This is a genomic window from Tropicimonas isoalkanivorans (genome assembly GCF_900112335.1).
Taxonomy (GTDB): Bacteria; Pseudomonadota; Alphaproteobacteria; order Rhodobacterales; family Rhodobacteraceae; genus Tropicimonas; species Tropicimonas isoalkanivorans.
Genome location: NZ_FOLG01000021.1, coordinates 39,145 through 55,477, shown reverse-complemented (window position 1 = coordinate 55,477; position 16,333 = coordinate 39,145). Strand labels below are relative to the sequence as shown.

The 16,333-nt window shown below is 60.9% G+C and carries 21 protein-coding genes; 13 read left to right on the top strand and 8 right to left on the bottom strand.

The annotated features are described in order from the left end of the window. Positions 1-283: 283 nt before the first annotated feature. Together BM075_RS22095 and BM075_RS22090 are read left to right on the top strand one after the other, a co-directional pair. A complete protein-coding gene (locus tag BM075_RS22095; RefSeq protein WP_054540608.1) occupies positions 284-541 on the top strand; it encodes a helix-turn-helix domain-containing protein in 258 nt (85 codons plus the stop codon). A 166-nt stretch (positions 542-707) separates the two neighbouring features. Continuing rightward, complete coding sequence (locus BM075_RS22090) at positions 708-932, top strand: hypothetical protein (protein ID WP_054540607.1); 225 nt, start codon at positions 708-710, stop codon at positions 930-932. Positions 933-1,035: 103 nt separating this feature from the next. Here the strand turns inward: BM075_RS22090 and BM075_RS22085 are convergent, their stop codons facing one another. The 6 genes from BM075_RS22085 to BM075_RS22060 all read right to left on the bottom strand — a co-directional run bounded on the left by BM075_RS22085 (position 1,036) and on the right by BM075_RS22060 (position 5,087). Continuing rightward, the gene (locus tag BM075_RS22085; RefSeq protein WP_245758949.1) at positions 1,036-1,731 is read right to left on the bottom strand and encodes a hypothetical protein; all 696 of its coding nucleotides are present in this window, start codon (positions 1,729-1,731) and stop codon (positions 1,036-1,038) included. Between the two features lie 353 nt (positions 1,732-2,084). Continuing rightward, complete coding sequence (locus tag BM075_RS22080) at positions 2,085-2,396, bottom strand: SpoIIAA family protein (protein ID WP_007803481.1); 312 nt, start codon at positions 2,394-2,396, stop codon at positions 2,085-2,087. Then, positions 2,368-3,333, bottom strand: a complete 966-nt coding sequence (locus tag BM075_RS22075; RefSeq protein WP_007803480.1) for a cation diffusion facilitator family transporter — start codon at positions 3,331-3,333, stop codon at positions 2,368-2,370. The genes BM075_RS22080 and BM075_RS22075 overlap by 29 nt, the downstream gene beginning before the upstream one ends. Next, complete coding sequence (locus BM075_RS22070; RefSeq protein WP_007803479.1) at positions 3,323-3,886, bottom strand: transglutaminase-like domain-containing protein; 564 nt, start codon at positions 3,884-3,886, stop codon at positions 3,323-3,325. Before BM075_RS22070 ends, BM075_RS22075 begins: the two co-directional genes overlap by 11 nt. A gap of 69 nt (positions 3,887-3,955) precedes the next feature. Continuing rightward, positions 3,956-4,576, bottom strand: a complete 621-nt coding sequence (locus BM075_RS22065; RefSeq protein WP_008327361.1) for a cation efflux transmembrane domain-containing protein — start codon at positions 4,574-4,576, stop codon at positions 3,956-3,958. A gap of 82 nt (positions 4,577-4,658) precedes the next feature. Further along, positions 4,659-5,087, bottom strand: a complete 429-nt coding sequence (locus BM075_RS22060) for a MerR family transcriptional regulator (RefSeq protein ID WP_007803476.1) — start codon at positions 5,085-5,087, stop codon at positions 4,659-4,661. A gap of 213 nt (positions 5,088-5,300) precedes the next feature. On the opposite strand from BM075_RS22060, the gene BM075_RS22055 reads away from it, so the two are divergent. Genes BM075_RS22055 through lnt form a run of 10 tightly spaced genes read left to right on the top strand, consistent with a single transcriptional unit; the run spans position 5,301 to position 12,753 of the window. Further along, complete coding sequence (locus BM075_RS22055; protein ID WP_007803475.1) at positions 5,301-5,867, top strand: SCO family protein; 567 nt, start codon at positions 5,301-5,303, stop codon at positions 5,865-5,867. A gap of 5 nt (positions 5,868-5,872) precedes the next feature. Beyond that, positions 5,873-6,295 carry a disulfide bond formation protein B gene (locus tag BM075_RS22050; RefSeq protein ID WP_007803474.1) on the top strand — a complete coding sequence of 141 codons (423 nt, stop codon included), beginning with the start codon at positions 5,873-5,875 and terminating at the stop codon, positions 6,293-6,295. Further along, positions 6,292-6,951: a DsbA family protein gene (locus BM075_RS22045; RefSeq protein WP_054540605.1), complete on the top strand. Its 660-nt coding sequence runs from the start codon at positions 6,292-6,294 to the stop codon at positions 6,949-6,951. The genes BM075_RS22050 and BM075_RS22045 overlap by 4 nt, the downstream gene beginning before the upstream one ends. Before the next feature lie 22 nt (positions 6,952-6,973). After that, the gene (locus BM075_RS22040; protein ID WP_008327335.1) at positions 6,974-7,444 is read left to right on the top strand and encodes a copper chaperone PCu(A)C; all 471 of its coding nucleotides are present in this window, start codon (positions 6,974-6,976) and stop codon (positions 7,442-7,444) included. Then, positions 7,444-8,070 (top strand): SCO family protein, encoded by a 627-nt coding sequence (locus BM075_RS22035; protein ID WP_007803468.1) that lies wholly within the window; start codon positions 7,444-7,446, stop codon positions 8,068-8,070. The genes BM075_RS22040 and BM075_RS22035 overlap by 1 nt, the downstream gene beginning before the upstream one ends. Then, the gene (locus tag BM075_RS22030; RefSeq protein ID WP_007803467.1) at positions 8,067-9,440 is read left to right on the top strand and encodes a M23 family metallopeptidase; all 1,374 of its coding nucleotides are present in this window, start codon (positions 8,067-8,069) and stop codon (positions 9,438-9,440) included. The genes BM075_RS22035 and BM075_RS22030 overlap by 4 nt, the downstream gene beginning before the upstream one ends. A 3-nt stretch (positions 9,441-9,443) precedes the next feature. Beyond that, a complete protein-coding gene (locus BM075_RS22025) occupies positions 9,444-9,902 on the top strand; it encodes a DUF411 domain-containing protein (protein ID WP_007803465.1) in 459 nt (152 codons plus the stop codon). 22 nt (positions 9,903-9,924) lie between these two features. After that, entirely contained in the window at positions 9,925-10,707 is a 783-nt protein-coding gene (locus BM075_RS22020) for a ZIP family metal transporter (protein ID WP_054540603.1), read from the top strand. Between the two features lie 4 nt (positions 10,708-10,711). Further along, the gene (gene lspA, locus BM075_RS22015; protein WP_007803461.1) at positions 10,712-11,185 is read left to right on the top strand and encodes a signal peptidase II; all 474 of its coding nucleotides are present in this window, start codon (positions 10,712-10,714) and stop codon (positions 11,183-11,185) included. Further along, positions 11,182-12,753, top strand: a complete 1,572-nt coding sequence (gene lnt / locus BM075_RS22010; protein WP_009807490.1) for an apolipoprotein N-acyltransferase — start codon at positions 11,182-11,184, stop codon at positions 12,751-12,753. The genes lspA and lnt overlap by 4 nt, the downstream gene beginning before the upstream one ends. Positions 12,754-13,014: 261 nt before the next feature. Here the strand turns inward: lnt and mntR are convergent, their stop codons facing one another. Next, positions 13,015-13,473 (bottom strand): manganese-binding transcriptional regulator MntR, encoded by a 459-nt coding sequence (gene mntR, locus BM075_RS22000; protein WP_008327326.1) that lies wholly within the window; start codon positions 13,471-13,473, stop codon positions 13,015-13,017. A gap of 97 nt (positions 13,474-13,570) precedes the next feature. Between mntR and BM075_RS21995 the strand changes: the two genes are divergently transcribed. After that, positions 13,571-13,846, top strand: coding sequence for a hypothetical protein (locus BM075_RS21995; protein ID WP_012187175.1), 276 nt, complete (start codon positions 13,571-13,573; stop codon positions 13,844-13,846). On the opposite strand, the gene BM075_RS21990 is transcribed toward BM075_RS21995, so the two are convergent. Next, positions 13,840-16,194, bottom strand: a complete 2,355-nt coding sequence (locus tag BM075_RS21990; RefSeq protein ID WP_207287124.1) for a heavy metal translocating P-type ATPase — start codon at positions 16,192-16,194, stop codon at positions 13,840-13,842. The two genes, BM075_RS21995 and BM075_RS21990, sit on opposite strands and share 7 nt — an antisense overlap. Positions 16,195-16,333 lie beyond the last annotated feature (139 nt).

The window sequence follows — 16,333 nt, the reverse complement described above, 5'->3', positions numbered from 1 at the left end:
CGGGACTATGCGGCTATCATCCGCAGCGATTTCGAAAATTACATCCAGGATATCCAGAGCTATTTCCGTTGCCTCGACAGCGAACGCGCCCGCGCGTTCGAAGAAGCGCGGGAAGTCAGCGAGGACTATGGCCGATTTCTACAATTGGTAGGGGATTGATGGGCAACCTCGGGAGCATCAGACTTGCAGCCCATGGAAACCAGACGCCGATAACACCCTCATATATCTACTTTTTAGATAACAGATTTCATCCGCTAGCGACGTCACAAAAGGTATGTGACGCGTGGCAAAGACAATCAGAAGCACAGGACAGGTGGCACTTTGCCAGGCATTGGTCGACGCCCGCATCAAGGCGGGCCTCGGTCAGGAGGACTTGGCGGTCAAGCTCAAGTGCCATCAATCCCTCGTGGCGCGCATTGAAAGCGGCCAACGCCGGGTCGACGTCGTCGAACTGGTCGTCCTCGCCCGCGCCATCGGCTTTGACCCCTCCGAGGTTCTGGCGATCGTTGAAGCCGCCACGGAGCCCGACCACAGGATTTAAGCGATTTCATCAATCGAGAACACGGGAGCTGACTTCTCCCGGTGTGAATTCGTTACCGCGAGGACGAACAGTAACCGATTTTAACGAGGCCCGGCACACGGTTGCAGCAAACGCTTTGGATCTGAGCTGCTATCCGCAACGCCAAATTGCAGGAAGTCAGTAAACAGTGAACGAAAATGAGGTCGAAGGCGTCGCGATCGCCAATTTGATTGCAGCCGATGAAGAAACCATTGTCGGCTGGGTATATCGCTGGAACACAGGTGCTCTGGCAATCCGGTGGGACATGCATGGCCCACAGCGCGTCTCAAGGATTTACCCGGATCTTTGCGATGCCGATAAAGCTGAAATCGACTTCGCGTCTCTCACGCAGCTGAATTGTCGCTACGACTGACATGGAAGAATATGGCCTTTATGGCCCTCAATTGTGTGGTTTTTCGTGCATTCCAGGTTTGATCTCGTACAAGGCTTTGCGCGACGTCGTAGTAGCTCATCAGTCAGTAATTGACCTGCTCGAAGCCGTAATTCCCGCTATAGTCACGCCACTCTATGAAGACGGATCTGTGATAAATGTTCGGGCAGTGCTCGCCCCACCGCTCAAGACCGGCATGCGCCGCGGGAAGCGCTGCGGGTGACGACGACCTCCACGAAAAATCGCCCTGGATCCCATAGGTGCCGAGGACAACGACTGCGCTGCGGTTGCAGTCGCCATCTCGCCCGGATTCGTGCTGTCGTGCATACCGTACATCGAAGACGCGGATGGACCGCACGAAATTGAACTCTGGCCCGCTGATATCGATGTCCGCGCGGTCCTGAACGAGCCGCAGGGCGAGGTCGGTGGGAACGAGATTATCTACTGGCAAGGATTGAAGCGGTCGACGGCTGTCGGTTCGGTACAAGGCTTCAAAGATGCCGCCAGCGTTGTTTTGTAACCGATCGTTCTCGTAGGAGGCGCCCATGGGACAGCGCCAGATTTGCAGCGGTGGTTCGACCGGCCAAGGTGTAATCCGCCGGATAAATTCGGCGCGGGCTCGGGCGCAAGGGACGGAAGCAGGCCAGCCGCCAGACAGGCACAAGAGGATCGCGCAATCGATCGGGTATGTCTGCGCGCGGGCGGGTATTGGCAGCGAAGAACCTGTCACGGTCAAAGCGACTGCGACCGAGGGGAGGAGCTTCTTGAGTAAATGGCGCATGCTGTGGAGCCTCCGTGATAGGAGTTCAGCATACATACAATAATATACTATCGCAACGCTAAGTATAAATTCGCATAATGAAGTTTATGTTAACCAACTGGCGCCCTGAGCCGCTAAAACATTACGATTTGATAATGCCCCGGCAAGGGCAGTGCCACCGTACCAAAGTTACTCCTTTGCGAAAGGAGCGACCATGTTCAGAACTTTCGGATTGCTCTTGGGTCTCGCAACTGCTGTAGTTCTTTTGTTTATGGTTTCGAACAGATGCTGTCTTCTGCGAAGGCATCTGATTGAAAGCTACTCTACCTTTCACTTGCCCAGGCGATTGCCGCCTTCATTTCCGCCGGGTCGAACTAACGGAGTTCTGCCGTGGTCAGCACGTCGGCGAACCTGGTTCCCCACTCCAACAAAGCCCCTTCGCCCACCACAGCGACGCGGCGGAAGTCATTCCTATGGGCTGTGTCGATTTTCAGATCTTCGAGCAGAGCGGACGGCCCATCGTAGCCTTCGAACCTCGTGAGATCGAGAACCAGGCCGGGCTTACTTGTCTCTTGCAGGCGCTCATGAAGCAGGGCGTGCATCCGTTTCAGGTCGCTTTCGCTGAGCTTGCCCTCGCAGGCGAGGCCAATCGTGTCGTCATGAGCTGTCAGTGTCTCGGTGAACATGGTTTTCCTCCTCTTTTTCCGGTTTGCCGTGACCGTAAAGGTCAGCGTTTTCGTGTGCGCGGTCTTCGTGCTCAAATTCCAGACTCGAATGACCGATGCTGAAATCGTCCTTCAGCCGGTCCTTGATCGCGGCCTTGATCTTTTCGATTTGACCCCAGCCGTCCGCTGTCAGCACGACGTGGCAGTCCAGAGCCGCCTCGTGCTCCTGCATCTGCCACAGATGCACGTGATGAACGTCCGCGACACCATCCACACCCCGCATCGCCTGAACGACGGTTTCATTATCGATGTCCGGTGGACTGCCGAGCATCAGCGTCCGAATCGGACCGCCGATCTCGGTAAATGCGAGGTAGAGGATGTAGAGAGCGATGCCGATGGTGATCGCCGGGTCGACCCACCGCATGTTGTAGAGGAGGATGAGCGAGCCGCCGATGATGACCGCCACGGAGGCCAAAGCGTCCGATAGGTTGTGCAGGAAGAGCGCACGGATGTTCACGCTGCCTTTCTGCATCGAATAGGTGAGCAGCGCCGTCAACGTGTCGACGACCAGTGCCACACCGCCCAGGATCACCACCGTCCAGCCCTGTACCTCTGGTGGGTCGATCATGCGCATGCCACCCTCGTAGATCAGGTAGAAGCCGATCAGGATAAGTGTCGTGTAGTTGATGAGCGCTGCGACGATTTCTACCCGCCCATAGCCGAAGGTCATGCGCTTGTCCGCCGGGCGGCGAGCGATCTTACGCGCGAAGAAGGCGATCACCAGCGACGCCATGTCCGAGAAATTGTGGAGGGCATCCGCGATCAGCGCGAGGCTGCCGGAAAGGATCCCGCCGACGATCTGCGCGACCGTCAGGAGGCCGTTGGCCCAGATGGCGATGGAGACGCGACGATCACCGGATTGAGGATCGATGTGGGCGTGGCCGTGATCATGCGGCACGGTTCGTCTCCTCATGGCGGTGGTTCGGCCGATCGAATCCGGGGACCGGCGGCAAGATTCCGCGGCGGATGCGGCGAACCCTGGCATTCATCCAGTGACGGATGACGTGGCGATAGAGCAAGTCGCGCACAAATCCGAAGTTCTGGCGGTGATTGACCCATCCGTCGCCCAAGTCCACCTCTACCCAGGAGTGGAGGATTTCGGACGGCGCGAGGGGATAGACGAGTTCCGGAACGACGCCTCTCTGAAGCGCCTTGTGGATTGTGAACCCGTGCAGTCGGCAGCGAACTCCCACGCCACGCAGCAGGGCCATGAGGAGCGTGCCCTTGGTGTTGCACTGCCCGTGGCCATCTGCGAGGACCTCGGACGCCGGAATGTCGTCGGCGCGGTTGTAGCCGAAGGTAATCTCGTTCCTGACGAAATCGTAGATGGCCCCAATTCGGTCGTCGCTGGGAAGGTCTGCCCAGCCGCGCTCCTCGATCAGTTTTGCAATTGAGGTCGCGTCAAAATCCAGCAGCCGGGTTTTGGCCAAATGAGGGTCGGCGGGGTTCACGGGATACCTCCTCGAATCGTTCACGAGAATATGTAGTTGCTACAGTCACTGTAGCTTCAAGCCCCGATTTCAGGCCGAGTCCTTGGTTACCTGATCGTCATTGTGCACCGCCTTGTGGTGTTCACCATGCGCGTCTCTCAGGATTCCGACGCCACCCCAGGCCGCGATGCCGGCGACAATCACGCCCACGACAAGGTCCGGCCAATTCGTTCCGAGCCAGGCTACGAGCCCGCCTGCGACGACGATTCCGAGATTGGCCGCGAAGTCGTTCCAGCTGAACGTATTCGCCGCTCGGATGTTTACGTCTGGATCGCGAAGCCGTGCCAGCAGCCAGACGCAAAGTGCGTTGATGGCCGCCGCTACCAGCGCCATGACAATCATGATCGTGCCAAGAGGATCCGATCCGCCGACGTAGCGGCGCCACGCGTCATACAGGATTCCAAGGGCGAAGAGGATCAGCAGGCCGCCCGAAACGTTCGCCGCTCCGCGCTTCCACTTGGCGGAGCGGGACAGCGCGAAGAGGCTGATCGCGTAGACGAAACTGTCCGACAGATTGTCGAGGCCATTGGCGATAAGCGCGCTTGACTCGCCGAATGCGCCCGAGGCGAAGAAAGCGACTGCCAGCCCGATGTTGAGACCCAGCACGATCCAGAGTGTGCGTCTTTCCGTTGCGTTTCTCTGCTCCGCCATGCCGGGTATCCAAATTAGTGAATTGCCAATGAGTAACTAACACCGGGCTTTTTGCGTTCCGATCAAAGGTCGTCGAAATTGCTCAGGCGCCGATCTCTTCATGGTCGGTCAGGCATTCGGAATGGTCGCGCAGTACCTCGAGCACACGGCAATCAGAAGTCTGTCCGCCGCTGCACTCATGCACCATCCGCTTCAATTCCGTCCGCAGCGCCTCGAGCCGCGCCAATCGTTGCTCGACCTGTTTGAGTTGCCGACGGGCTATTGCATCCGCCTCAGCGCAGGACTTTCCCGGATGATCGCTGAGATCGAGGAGCTCACGGATCGCGTCCAACGAGAACCCCAGTTGCCGTGCGTGCCGGACGAATGACAAGCGGTCGAGTTCGGCGTCGCCATAGCGTCGTTGGCCCCCCTCGGTCCTGCCGGGCTCAGGCATAAGTCCGATCTGCTCGTAATACCGGATGGTCTGCACCTTTGTTCCGGTCTTCTTCGCCAGCGTCCCAATCGTCAGCATTTCCGCTCCCCACATTACCTACAGTGGGTGTAGCTTTATGCGGTGCGCATCACAAGCTTCACCCGAGTTTCACAGATCGGTGATTGTTGGCCGATCGATGACAATCACGCTTGAACCTACAGTAGCTAGAGGATGTAAACGCACACAAAATATAGAATCAGGTTCGGGCGGAGCGGCGTGAGGCTTTCAGGTCTTCAGAAGGTATTGTGGGTGTTGGCGGGCGCGGCGGCGTTCGTTTTCATCTGGCTGTTGCTATGGTCCGACTACCGTGCCGATCTTGCCCGCACCGAGAGTGAACCACCGTTTCTTGCTGATTTCGAACTGACCGATCATCGCGGCATGGTCCAAACGGACGAAGATTTCGCAGGGCGCTGGATGCTGGTCTTCTTTGGCTTCACCAATTGCCCCGACGTCTGTCCGACAACACTGTCCGAAGTCGCGGCCGTGATGGAGGGCCTGGGCGATGAGGCAGCAATGGTTCAGCCGATTTTCATAACGATTGATCCGGAGCGGGATACGCCGACTGCACTTGCCGAGTATGTGCCCCTGTTCGACGCAGGGATCATCGGGCTGACCGGTACACCGGAGCAGATCGCCGCGACATCCGAAACCTTTCCGATATTCTTTGAGCGGATCGAGCAGGCGACTGCGCCGGGCGGATACACGATGGGTCACACGTCGCATCTTTTCCTTTTCGACACGCAAGCAGGCTTCGCGGACTCCTGGCCCTACGGCACGCCCGCCGAAGAGATCCTCGCCGATCTGAGACAGAGGATCTGATCGTCATGACCCGACTTTCCGGAGAGACGGCCCTTGGCCTGGCCTGGATCATCGCGCTCACCGCGTCGCTTGCCGTGCTCTTCATCGGCGAGGTTCTGGGGCAGACACCTTGCGTGCTCTGCTGGTTCCAGCGTGCCTTCATGTTCCCCTTGGCCATCATCCTCGGGCTTGGGCTGTGGTGGCAGGATCGGCGCGTGGGTCGCTACGGGATCGCGCTGGCTTTGGGCGGTGCCGCCGTCGCGCTTTGGCACTTGGGCCTCTATGTCGGCGTTATCCCCGAGCGTATCCAGCCCTGCACGGCGACCGGCCCATCCTGTACCGACGACAATCAACTGGTCTTCGGCATTCCGATTCCTTTGATGGCGCTCGTCGCCTTCGCGATGATCGGTCTGCTGTCGGCTCTCTCACTGAAGGAAACACAAAAATGAAACGACGCGGCCTCATCCTGTCCGTTCTCGCGCTCGGGGTCGCCGGTTTCGGCGGTGCCGCCTGGTATGCCACCCGCCCCGACCCGATTGCCGCGTCCGATCCCATCGACCCTGAAATGGCCGACGCGCTGATCCGACCCTATTCCCCGATCCTCGGGCCCGAGGATGCGCCCGTAACCATCGTTGAATTCTTCGACCCGGCCTGCGAGGCATGCCGCGCTTTCTATCCGGTCGTCGAGGATATCATGGCGGAGCACGGAGACGCGGTGCGCGTTGTAATCCGCTATACGCCTTTTCACGGCGAGGCGTCGGTAGAAGCGATCCGTGTGCTCGAGGCGGCGCGCATGCAGGACGTGTTTGAACCTGTGCTCGAGGCAGTCTTGCGAGAGCAGCCCAGATGGGCGTCTCACGGGACCCCGGCACCCGGATTGATCCTTGAGATTGCAGCAAGCGGAGGTCTGGATGTCGAAGCTGCCCGGACACAGATGCTGGCCCCCGGTGTTGTGGCGGTGCTCAACCAGGACCGCGCCGATGTCGAGACAGTCGGGGTCCGCCAAACGCCCACGTTCTTCGTGAACGGCAAGCCTCTCGATCCGTTCGGTGAGGCCGAATTGCGGAGGCTGGTGGCAGTGGAAGTTGCGGCAAGCCAAAGCTGATTTGCGGAGGCAGGAGAAACGAGTGGTGAAGAAGTTGAGATATACCAATGCATTGGCCGTGCTTTTGACGGTTGCAGGGCTGTCGGCCCCCGCACTGGCCGGTTCGGAGGATGTCGTGGTCGAGAATGCGTGGTCCCGCGCCTCGATCGGCGTCAACAGGCCAGGTGCCGCCTATATGACCGTGCGCAACACGGGTGAAGACGCCGTTACGCTGACCGGACTTGCGACACCGCTGGCAATGATGCCCGAGATCCATGAGTCGAAAACCAACTCCGATGGCGTCAGTTCCATGGCGCCTGCAGGCGAGATCACGATTGAGCCCGGCCAAAGCGTGGCATTGGAGCCGGGCGGGTTGCACGCCATGCTCATGAAGCTGCAAGAGCCGATGACCGAAGGCGAGAATTTCCCGCTGACACTGACCTTCTCGGATGGCGGCAAGGTGACGGTCGAGGTCCCAATCCTCGGAATCGCCGCGCGTGGACCGGAGGGCTGATGCAACGTCGGCAGCTCCTTCTATACGGCGCAGCCGGTGCCGGCGTTCTTGGCCTGACGCTCTTCGTGGGCTGGTGGCGGGTGGACGGGCCCGGTGCGCCTGAACCAAAAGGGCAGCGGCCCCTGCCCCTATCGGCGATGGAGTTCCGGCTGACCGACCACGAGGAAAATGAGGTAGGGCCTGGCAACCTGATCGGTCGTCCCACAATGGTGTTTTTCGGGTTCACCTACTGCCCGGACGTCTGCCCGACGACCCTATCGGATATTTCCGGCTGGCTTGAGGAACTGGGCGACGAAGCATCAGAGATGAACGTGGTCTTCATCACGGTCGACCCGGAGCGGGACACGGTCGAGGCCATGGCCGAATATGTCGGCTATTTTCATCCGGTCATTCGTGGCTGGACGGGGCCGGAAGACCAAATTGCCCGCGCTGCAGAAGGGTTTCGTGCCTCATTTGAGCGCGTCCCGACTGAGGGCGGCGGCTATACGATGAACCATACGGCAAGCGTATTCCTGTTCGATGCCGAGGGTGAGCTCGTCACCATGATCGACTATCACGAGCAAAGAGAATTCGCGGTGCCGAAGATCCAGCGCGCACTGACAGAAGACGTAGAGGGGGCAACATGAAGATAAGAACTGTCTTGGCGGCCGTTGCGGTCGCAGGCGCATTTTCGGTGACCGCCATCGCCATCTCTGGCGTTCTGTCCAAAGAACCGGTGCCCCCTGCGATTGCTGAAGCGACCCTCTGGACTCCCAATCCGCTTGCGCCGCCTCGGATTACCGAAACCAATTCGGTCCGCCCTACACTCGCCCAGGCGGATATCGCATTCGAGTTCAGACCCCGGCCGCTCCTGACCGTTTCCCCCGCTGATACCTCCTTGCCATCTATCGAGCCCCCGCTGGTCACCTGGTCGCGGGAGATTGCGTCCGGCGAGACGCTTGATGCGGTCCTTTCCGATGCGGGGCTGGATGCTTCGGATCGCGCCGAAATCGCCTTGGCGATTGGCACGGAATACGATCTGCGCCGTCTGCGTCCGGGTCACATCATTACGGTGGTTTCCACAACGGACGACAACCCGCGTCGTGTAGAGCTCGCCGTCGAAGACGGTGTCCGGATAGAGGCGGTCTTCGGCGAACAGCTTGCCGCCCGCGTGTTGGACCCGGATCCCGAATTGGTGACTTTCGCCGGCGAGGCGGTGATCGAGAGCTCGATTTTCGCCGCCCTGAACACGGCAGACATCCCCGCCCGTTTTGCGGTGGACCTGGCGCAGATGCTGGGCGGCACCGTGGATTTCCGTCGTGATCTTGCGGGTGGCGAGACGATGCGCCTCCTTTGGCGCGAGGCCCGAGACGGGAACAAGAGGATTGGTCAGCCCGAGCTTGCCTTTGCCGCACTGGATATCGATGGCTCGGTCTATGAAATCGTCTGGCCGAACGACGGCAGCGGCCAAGCGACGATCTATGTCGACGGAGAAGTCCTGCGCGTGTTTGCGCAACCGGTCGAAGGTGCACGGCTGAGTTCTGTGTTCGGGCGCCGCACCCATCCGGTCTACGGCAATGTACGGATGCACACAGGAGTCGACTTCGCGGCGGCGCGCGGCACGCCGGTACAGGCGACGGCGCCGGGCCGCGTTAGCTTCATCGGCCGACGCGGTGGGTATGGCCGGGTCGTCGAGATCGCTCATGGCTCCGACACCCTGACGCGCTATGCGCATCTGAGCGCCGTACCGGACGGGCTCACACAAGGGCAACGCGTGATGGCCGGAGATATGATCGGGCGGGTCGGTGCGACGGGTACCGCGACAGGCCCCAACCTACATTACGAAGTGCTGGTGGACGGTCGCCCAACCGACCCTCTCTCTGACGACCGATTGGCAGAGGCGGCCGAGCGTGAAGCGGACGACACGGCCGCGCTTGAGCGACTGCGTGAGGCGCGTTCACTTCTTGCTGAGAGGCTCGCCAGCGAATTTGCACAGACGACAACCGAAAGGCTTTGATCCATGAAACGATTTACTCCCGCCCTTGCCATCGCATTTGCCTTGCTTCCTGCGGCGCAGGCCGTCGCAGAGGCGATTCAGATCGACGTCCGGAAGACAAACGGCTGCGGCTGTTGCCTGTCCTGGATGAAGCACCTCGAGGAGAATGGCTTCGCGCCGATGGGCGAGGACATGTTCGGAGGATCTCTTGTGCGCTTCAAACTCGACAATGGCGTGCCGCAGCGCATGGTCTCCTGCCATACGGCTTTGGTCGACGGCTATGTGATCGAGGGCCACGTGCCGGCGGCTGACATCCAACGCCTGCTGGAGGACCGGCCAGACGCGGTAGGCCTGGCGGTGCCGGGAATGCCCTACGGGTCGCCCGGCATGGGACCGGAGGACGACCGGGAGGCTTACGATGTCTTCCTGATCCACGAAGACGGATCGACCGAGGTCTACACCAGCTACTCGGCTCCTGACTGAACTCGCGGCAGAACCTTAACAATTGGAACCCCTCTCCCCCATAGCGCTTGGCTTTCTTGGAAGCCTGGCCGCCGGATCGCTGACCGCGGTCGGGGCGGTCCCCGTTCTTTTTGGGCGCATCCCGTCCCGGGCCACGCGCGATCTGCTGCTTGGCTTCGCGGCGGGTGTCATGCTCGCGGCTTCGTTCTTCTCGCTGATCATCCCGGCTCTCGACGCAGCTGAAGGACAGTTCGACAACGGTGCTCTCCCGGCGGCCATCGTATGTGTTGCGATCCTGCTTGGCATGGGCGCGGTCGCTCTGATGAACGAACGGCTACCGCATGAACATTTCAAGACGGGGCGGGAAGGTCCCGACGCCGCATCGCTGCGGCGCGTCTGGCTTTTCATCATCGCGATCACTATCCACAATTTTCCCGAAGGGCTTGCCGTCGGCGTCGGGTTCGGGGCTGACGGTTTGTCGGGCGGGTTGCCACTTGCGATCGGTATTGGATTACAGAATGCCCCCGAAGGTCTGGCGGTGGCGGTTTCGTTGCTCGGCGAGGGCTATTCCAGGCTTCGCGCCTGGGGCATCGCCGCTCTGACCGGTCTCGTCGAGCCCGTCGGTGGACTTCTCGGCGCAGGGATTATCAGTCTTTCGCAACCGCTGCTGCCCTGGGGTCTCGCCTTCGCAGCAGGTGCGATGCTCTACGTCATCAGCCACGAGATCATTCCGGAAACCCACCGATCCGGCCATCAGAACAGGGCGACGCTCGGCCTCGCCGTTGGTCTTGTGATCATGTTGTTCCTCGACGTCTGGCTGGGATAAGCTGATGAGAACTTGCCTCTTCGTCGGTCTGCTTGCTGCGCTGATCGCCTTTCTTGTCGATCAGGCAACGAAGGCAATCGTTGTGTCCAATGCGACTGTTCTTAGTTCCGGCGTATCGGTCTTTCCCGGCTTCAATCTCATCTACCTGCGCAATGACGGAGTGACCTTCGGGCTTCTCGGCGGCGCGCCGTGGTGGAGCCTTGTCTTACTGGCGCTTGGCATCTGCGTCTGGCTGGCGTTCATGCTGGTCCGTACCAGCAGCCGGGTCGAGGCCATTGCCTATGGTGCGATCATCGGCGGTGCACTCGGCAATATTCTGGACCGCCTGCGCTATCGTGCGGTGACGGATTTCCTCGATTTCTACATCGGGACGGCGCACTGGCCTGCCTTCAACATGGCCGATGTTTTTGTGGTTGGCGGCGTGATGCTGCTGCTCATTGCGCCGTGGGTTGGCGCTCGACTTCAGACCGATTCATGAAGCCGGGATTGCCGCAGTTCGTTAGTGAGGACCTGAACCTGTTCCAGCGCATGGGTCTTGCCCTTGCTGCCGGCGGATTGACGGTTTTGACTCTTCCGCCGTTTTCTTGGCTCATCGCGGTCCCTGTCGCCTTCTCCGTGCTCTTTATCGTTCTCCGGAACATCTCAACCTCGCGCGCTTTCCTTGTCGGTTGGGCTTTCGGACTGGGCCAATTCGGGATTGGAATTTCCTGGATCGCCGAGAGCTTTTACGTCGATGCCGAACGTTTCGGCGCACTGGCGATTCCGGCGGTCGCGGGTCTGTCCGCCGGACTTGCCATCTTCCCGGGCATGGCGGCGATGCTTTTTGCCGCCATCATGCAGCGCCGAGCTGTCGGCGGCATTGCGGCGGGCCTGCTGTTTGCAACCTGCTGGGTGGCCACGGAATGGCTGCGGGGTCATGTCCTGACAGGGTTTCCCTGGAACCTTGCCGCTTATGCCCTTGTCGACTATGCCGCCCTGCGCCAACCCGCCGCCTGGGTCGGAAGCTACGGTTTGGGCTTTCTCACGGTCTTCATCGGCATATTGCCAGGTGTGTTGACTGTGGCGGCGCCAAAGAGACGCGCGCCTGTTCTCGTGCTCTTCGCCGTTGCTGTGGCGGGTTTCTGGGTTGGCGGTGCGCTTCGGTCAGGGCAGGACGTGCCGCCGACAGACGTTGCTTTGCGCATCGTCCAAGGCAATGTGCCACAAGTCGAGAAGTGGGTACCGGGCAGCCGCCAGCGAACCTTGGAAAAATACCTGGGCTTGTCCGCGCAACCCGGACGTTTCGATTTGCTGCTTTGGCCGGAAACGGCCTTCCCCGGCTTTCTGGACGAAGATGCTGCGGCACGCGCGCGGATATCTGCAGCTTTGCCAGACGGCAGGATCCTACTGACAGGTGCGCCTGACCGAGTGGAGGGCGATGGGGGAACCAGATATTTCAACACGGTTCAGGCCTATGACGGCAGCGGCGAGGTTCTGACGGGGTATGCAAAACATCATCTTGTTCCGTTCGGGGAATATGTGCCCCTGAAAGGCTGGCTGCCCATCGAGCGGCTGACCGAAGGGTTGGGCGATTTCACGCCGGGACCAGGGCCGCGCACGCTGGCGATCCCTGGCGCGCCTCTGGTCGCGGTGGCGATCTGTTACGAGATCATCTTTCCGGGCCACGTGGTCGATGACCTTTTCCGCCCCGACTGGATATTCAACGCCACAAATGATGCCTGGTTCGGAACCAGCATCGGACCCGAGCAGCACCTCGCCTCCGCGCGGATGCGCGCGGTCGAGGAGGGACTTCCCGTGGTCCGGGCGGCCAACACTGGGATATCCGCGATCATCGACGCCAATGGAAATGTCGTCGCGCGTCTTGATACCGGGGAAACAGGCACCATTGATGCCGGCCTGCCGGGCGCGCGTACTCCAACGCCCTATGCGCGGTTCGGCGACTGGACCTTGTTGGTTCTTGTTTTTGGGTGCTGGGTCTTCGGCTGGCTGGCCAGTTTGCTCGGACGAGATCCCGATGCGCGGCATTTTGGAACGGAGGTATCCTGATGCTTGTGATCGTGAGCGCTATCGGAGGCGCGATCTGGGGTGGCTATCTGGCACGACGGAGGAGGGGGAATCACCTGGATATCCTCCAATATGCGGTAGCGTCTGCGATCGCCTTCGGACTTGTCGCCCTGTTTGCAACCATCGTGCTGTCGCGGGTTCTCGGCTAGCGAGCTTCGAAATTGCGCAAACGTGTCAGCGGCTTGAAGACCTGATAGCTCGAGGTCCCGATAGAGAATCGCGCGAATGTGCATCTAGGCGAGCTCATTTCTGATTGAGCCGTCGCTCGAACGCCTCCAATGTCGTCCCGCTGACGTGATGCTCGATCCCTTCCGCATCGCGTTCCGCGGTCTCTTCGTCGATTCCCAGGCTCAGAAGAAAGGCGACGACGACCCTGTGGCGGCGTCGACAGATCTCCGCGAGGTCCTGCCCGGCATCGGTGAGGAATATCGCGCGGTATGGCTCCCGCCGGACCAGACCAGCAGCCTTGAGCCGCGAGATGTTCTTGGTCACGGTCGGCGGCTTCACGCCAAGCCGCTCGGCGATCTCGACCGGTCTGGCCTCCCCGCGCGTCTCGATCAGTTCCGCGATCAGTTCGACGTAATCCTCCGCCATCTCGCTTTCATGTGCCTGACGCACGGTCGCAAAGCCATCGGCCTGCGCCTCGGGAGCCCGGTCGACCGCTTCGAATGGCTCACGCCCTTGTGATTGTAGCTTTGTCATACTCGGGACTTTGCAGCGAAACAGCGGGATTGACAACTTGTTTGCTTCGGGTAGATAAGTTAGCCATGTCTAACTTTTTACTTTGGAGGCCGTGGTGATGCGAAATATTATGAGAGTGCTGCTCGCCACACTCGCAAGTGCGCTCCTCCTGTCCGGACCTGTCGCCGCGACGCCGGCCAAGGAGGCGCCTTGGCTTCCCGAGGCAGCGGCCTACCGTCTGACGCTCTTTCTTGGAAATCTCGAGCCTCTGCCCTGGGACGACATCGAGACCGCCTGGACGGAACCCTACCGGGGTTCGGAATTCTCTGTCGGGGCGCTGGCGTGGCTGGACCGCAAAAGCGATATCGAGCTACCGAAACCGCCGGATCAATGACCGTGCGCCAGTGCTCCTTTCGCCATCTGCTCGCCCACCGGTTCTCCGCCTGAAGGCCCGGCCTCAACCTGATGGCCGTTCAGGAGCCGAAGTGCGTTGGCGACCACCAGCAGAGACACGCCTACATCCGCAGCAATGGCGCCCCACATTGAGGCCATACCGAACGCGGTCAGCCCGACGAACAGCGCCTTGGTCGCCAGCGATATGCCGATATTCTGGTGGATGATCGTCATGGCACGGCGCGAATGGCCGATAAGCCAGGGTACCTTGCCGATGTCGTCGGTCATCAGCGCGATGTCGGCCGTCTCGATCGCGGCATCCGATCCGACAGCGCCCATGGCGATGGCATAATGCGCCCGCGCCATGGCCGGTGCGTCATTCACACCGTCGCCGATCATCGCCACCATGTCGTGGCTTTCGACGAGTTCCTCAATGGCCGTCACCTTGTCTTCTGGCAAAAGTTCGGCGCGCACCTCGTCGATGCCGACTTCGGCTGCCACCGCGCGCGCGGTGCGTTCGTTGTCGCCCGTCAACATCACGATGGTCTTCACACCCTGCGCATGCAGACGCGCAACGATCCCCTTTGCATCTGGGCGGATGCGGTCGCGAAGCTCCAGTACGCCGGTCACGCCGGTCTCGTCACCCACGGCAACGAGGGTGCTCCCTGCCCCTTCGATCCGATCCCGCAGATCCGCCGGAATGGCATTGCCGAACCCCTTCTCTTCGGCGAAGCGATCCGAGCCGAGCCAGATAGCGCGCCCGTCGGCGCGTCCTTCCAGACCGCGCCCGGGCACGGTACGGGTGTCCTCTGCGGCAGACACGGAAACACCATCGGCTTCGGCGCGCGAGAGGATGGCGCGTGCCAGCGGGTGTGAAGACCGCGCCTCCAGGCTTGCTGCCAGCGCCATGAGATCGCGTGCGGAAACGCCGACCAGTGGGTGAACCGCCGCCACCTCAGGCTCGCCCATGGTGATCGTCCCGGTCTTGTCCATCGCCAGTGCCGTGGTCCGCCCCGGCGCCTCGACATAGGCGCCGCCCTTGATGAGCACCCCCGCCCGTGCCGACGCGGTCAGCGCTGCCACGATGGAGACCGGCGTAGAAATGACCAGCGCGCAAGGACATGCGATGACCAGAAGGACCAGAGCATTGTAGAACCAGTAGTCCCAGGCGCCGCCGAGCAGCAGTGGCGGCACCAGCGCGATGGCGATCGCCAAAGCCATCACGATGGGTGTGTAGATGCGCGCGAACTTGGCCACCCACTGTTCGACCGGCGCGCGGCGGGCATGGGCATCGCCCACCATGCGAATGATTTTCGCGAGCACCGTGTCCGAGGCGGCCTTCGTCGCCCGCACCGTCAGTGTGCCCTCGCCGTTGATCGTGCCGGCATAGACCTCGTCGCCTGGTTCCTTGGGCACTAGCGCGCTTTCCCCAGTAATTGGGGCCTGATCGACGGCCCCTGCCCCGTCCACGACCTCACCGTCGAGGGGGATCCGGTCGCCGCCGCGCACGATAAACCTTGCATTGACTGCCACGGCCGCGGCCGGAACGTCGGATTCAGATCCGTCGTCGTAAAGAACCCGCGCCGTTGGCGGCGCCAGATCGAGGAGCGCGGAAACCGCATTACGCGCCCGCCCCACGCTCCAGCTCTCAAGATAAAGCGAAAGCGAGAAGAAGAAGGCGACCGTCGCGGCCTCAAAAAACTCGCCGAGGCCGATGGCGCCCGCGACGGCCACCACCATGAGCAGGTTCATGTCGGGGCTAAGCCTCCGCGCCGAAGACCAGGCCTTGGGCGCGACAAGCCAGACGCCAAAAAGAATCGCGACGGCGAAGATCCCTGCTTCCACCATAGGCATAGGCACCTCGCCATGGCCCGCAAAGAGCCCGAGCGCGCCGCCCATGCCGGTCTCGACAATGTGAAAAAGGAATCCCGCCGCCCAGAAGCCGCCGCTCAACGAGGTAAAGCGCTTCTGACGTGCCAGATGCGCCGCCTGGTCCTCTGCTGCGTTGTCGGCATCCCATGGCTTGGCGCTCATGCCGGTCGTTGCGACCAACTGCGTGACTTCGTCGTCTGGTATCCTCTCGGCGCTATCGAGGATGGTCATTCGCCCGTTGATCACGTCGAATGCCAGGTGTTCGGTTCCGCCCACTTTCGGCCCGACAACCCGGTTCAGGATCGCCACCTCTTCGGCGCAATCGAGCCCGGAGACCTGAAAGCTCCTTCCGCCAGACGGCGCTGGCGCCGTGGACGCGACGTCCTTGCTGGCGTCGCAACAGGAGTTGCCTCTTGGGTCAGAATGCTCTTGATCACCCGGATGGCCGTGATCGTTGCGGTTGCCGTCGGAAGACATGGATTGACCTCAGGATTCATTGATTCCACATTGACATAGCCCCTACAGTAACTAGAGCTTCAAGGGCAACAAGTGGATATTCGTCCAGCAAGAAAGGCGCCCTGCGGAGGCTTGAAGCTAGCCGCCCCCTTGAAACGAC

What these genes read in the sequence shown, in the direction of transcription:
- BM075_RS21995 (WP_012187175.1), top strand. Translation starts at nt 13,571, where the DNA reads ATGCGAAATATTATGAGAGTGCTGCTCGCCACACTCGCAAGTGCGCTC.
- mntR (WP_008327326.1), bottom strand. Translation starts at nt 13,473, where the DNA reads ATGACAAAGCTACAATCACAAGGGCGTGAGCCATTCGAAGCGGTCGAC.
- BM075_RS22065 (WP_008327361.1), bottom strand. Translation starts at nt 4,576, where the DNA reads ATGGCGGAGCAGAGAAACGCAACGGAAAGACGCACACTCTGGATCGTG.
- BM075_RS22085 (WP_245758949.1), bottom strand. Translation starts at nt 1,731, where the DNA reads ATGCGCCATTTACTCAAGAAGCTCCTCCCCTCGGTCGCAGTCGCTTTG.
- BM075_RS22060 (WP_007803476.1), bottom strand. Translation starts at nt 5,087, where the DNA reads ATGCTGACGATTGGGACGCTGGCGAAGAAGACCGGAACAAAGGTGCAG.
- BM075_RS22030 (WP_007803467.1), top strand. Translation starts at nt 8,067, where the DNA reads ATGAAGATAAGAACTGTCTTGGCGGCCGTTGCGGTCGCAGGCGCATTT.
- BM075_RS22035 (WP_007803468.1), top strand. Translation starts at nt 7,444, where the DNA reads ATGCAACGTCGGCAGCTCCTTCTATACGGCGCAGCCGGTGCCGGCGTT.
- BM075_RS22025 (WP_007803465.1), top strand. Translation starts at nt 9,444, where the DNA reads ATGAAACGATTTACTCCCGCCCTTGCCATCGCATTTGCCTTGCTTCCT.
- BM075_RS22080 (WP_007803481.1), bottom strand. Translation starts at nt 2,396, where the DNA reads ATGTTCACCGAGACACTGACAGCTCATGACGACACGATTGGCCTCGCC.
- lnt (WP_009807490.1), top strand. Translation starts at nt 11,182, where the DNA reads ATGAAGCCGGGATTGCCGCAGTTCGTTAGTGAGGACCTGAACCTGTTC.
- BM075_RS22050 (WP_007803474.1), top strand. Translation starts at nt 5,873, where the DNA reads ATGACCCGACTTTCCGGAGAGACGGCCCTTGGCCTGGCCTGGATCATC.
- lspA (WP_007803461.1), top strand. Translation starts at nt 10,712, where the DNA reads ATGAGAACTTGCCTCTTCGTCGGTCTGCTTGCTGCGCTGATCGCCTTT.
- BM075_RS21990 (WP_207287124.1), bottom strand. Translation starts at nt 16,194, where the DNA reads ATGTCTTCCGACGGCAACCGCAACGATCACGGCCATCCGGGTGATCAA.
- BM075_RS22045 (WP_054540605.1), top strand. Translation starts at nt 6,292, where the DNA reads ATGAAACGACGCGGCCTCATCCTGTCCGTTCTCGCGCTCGGGGTCGCC.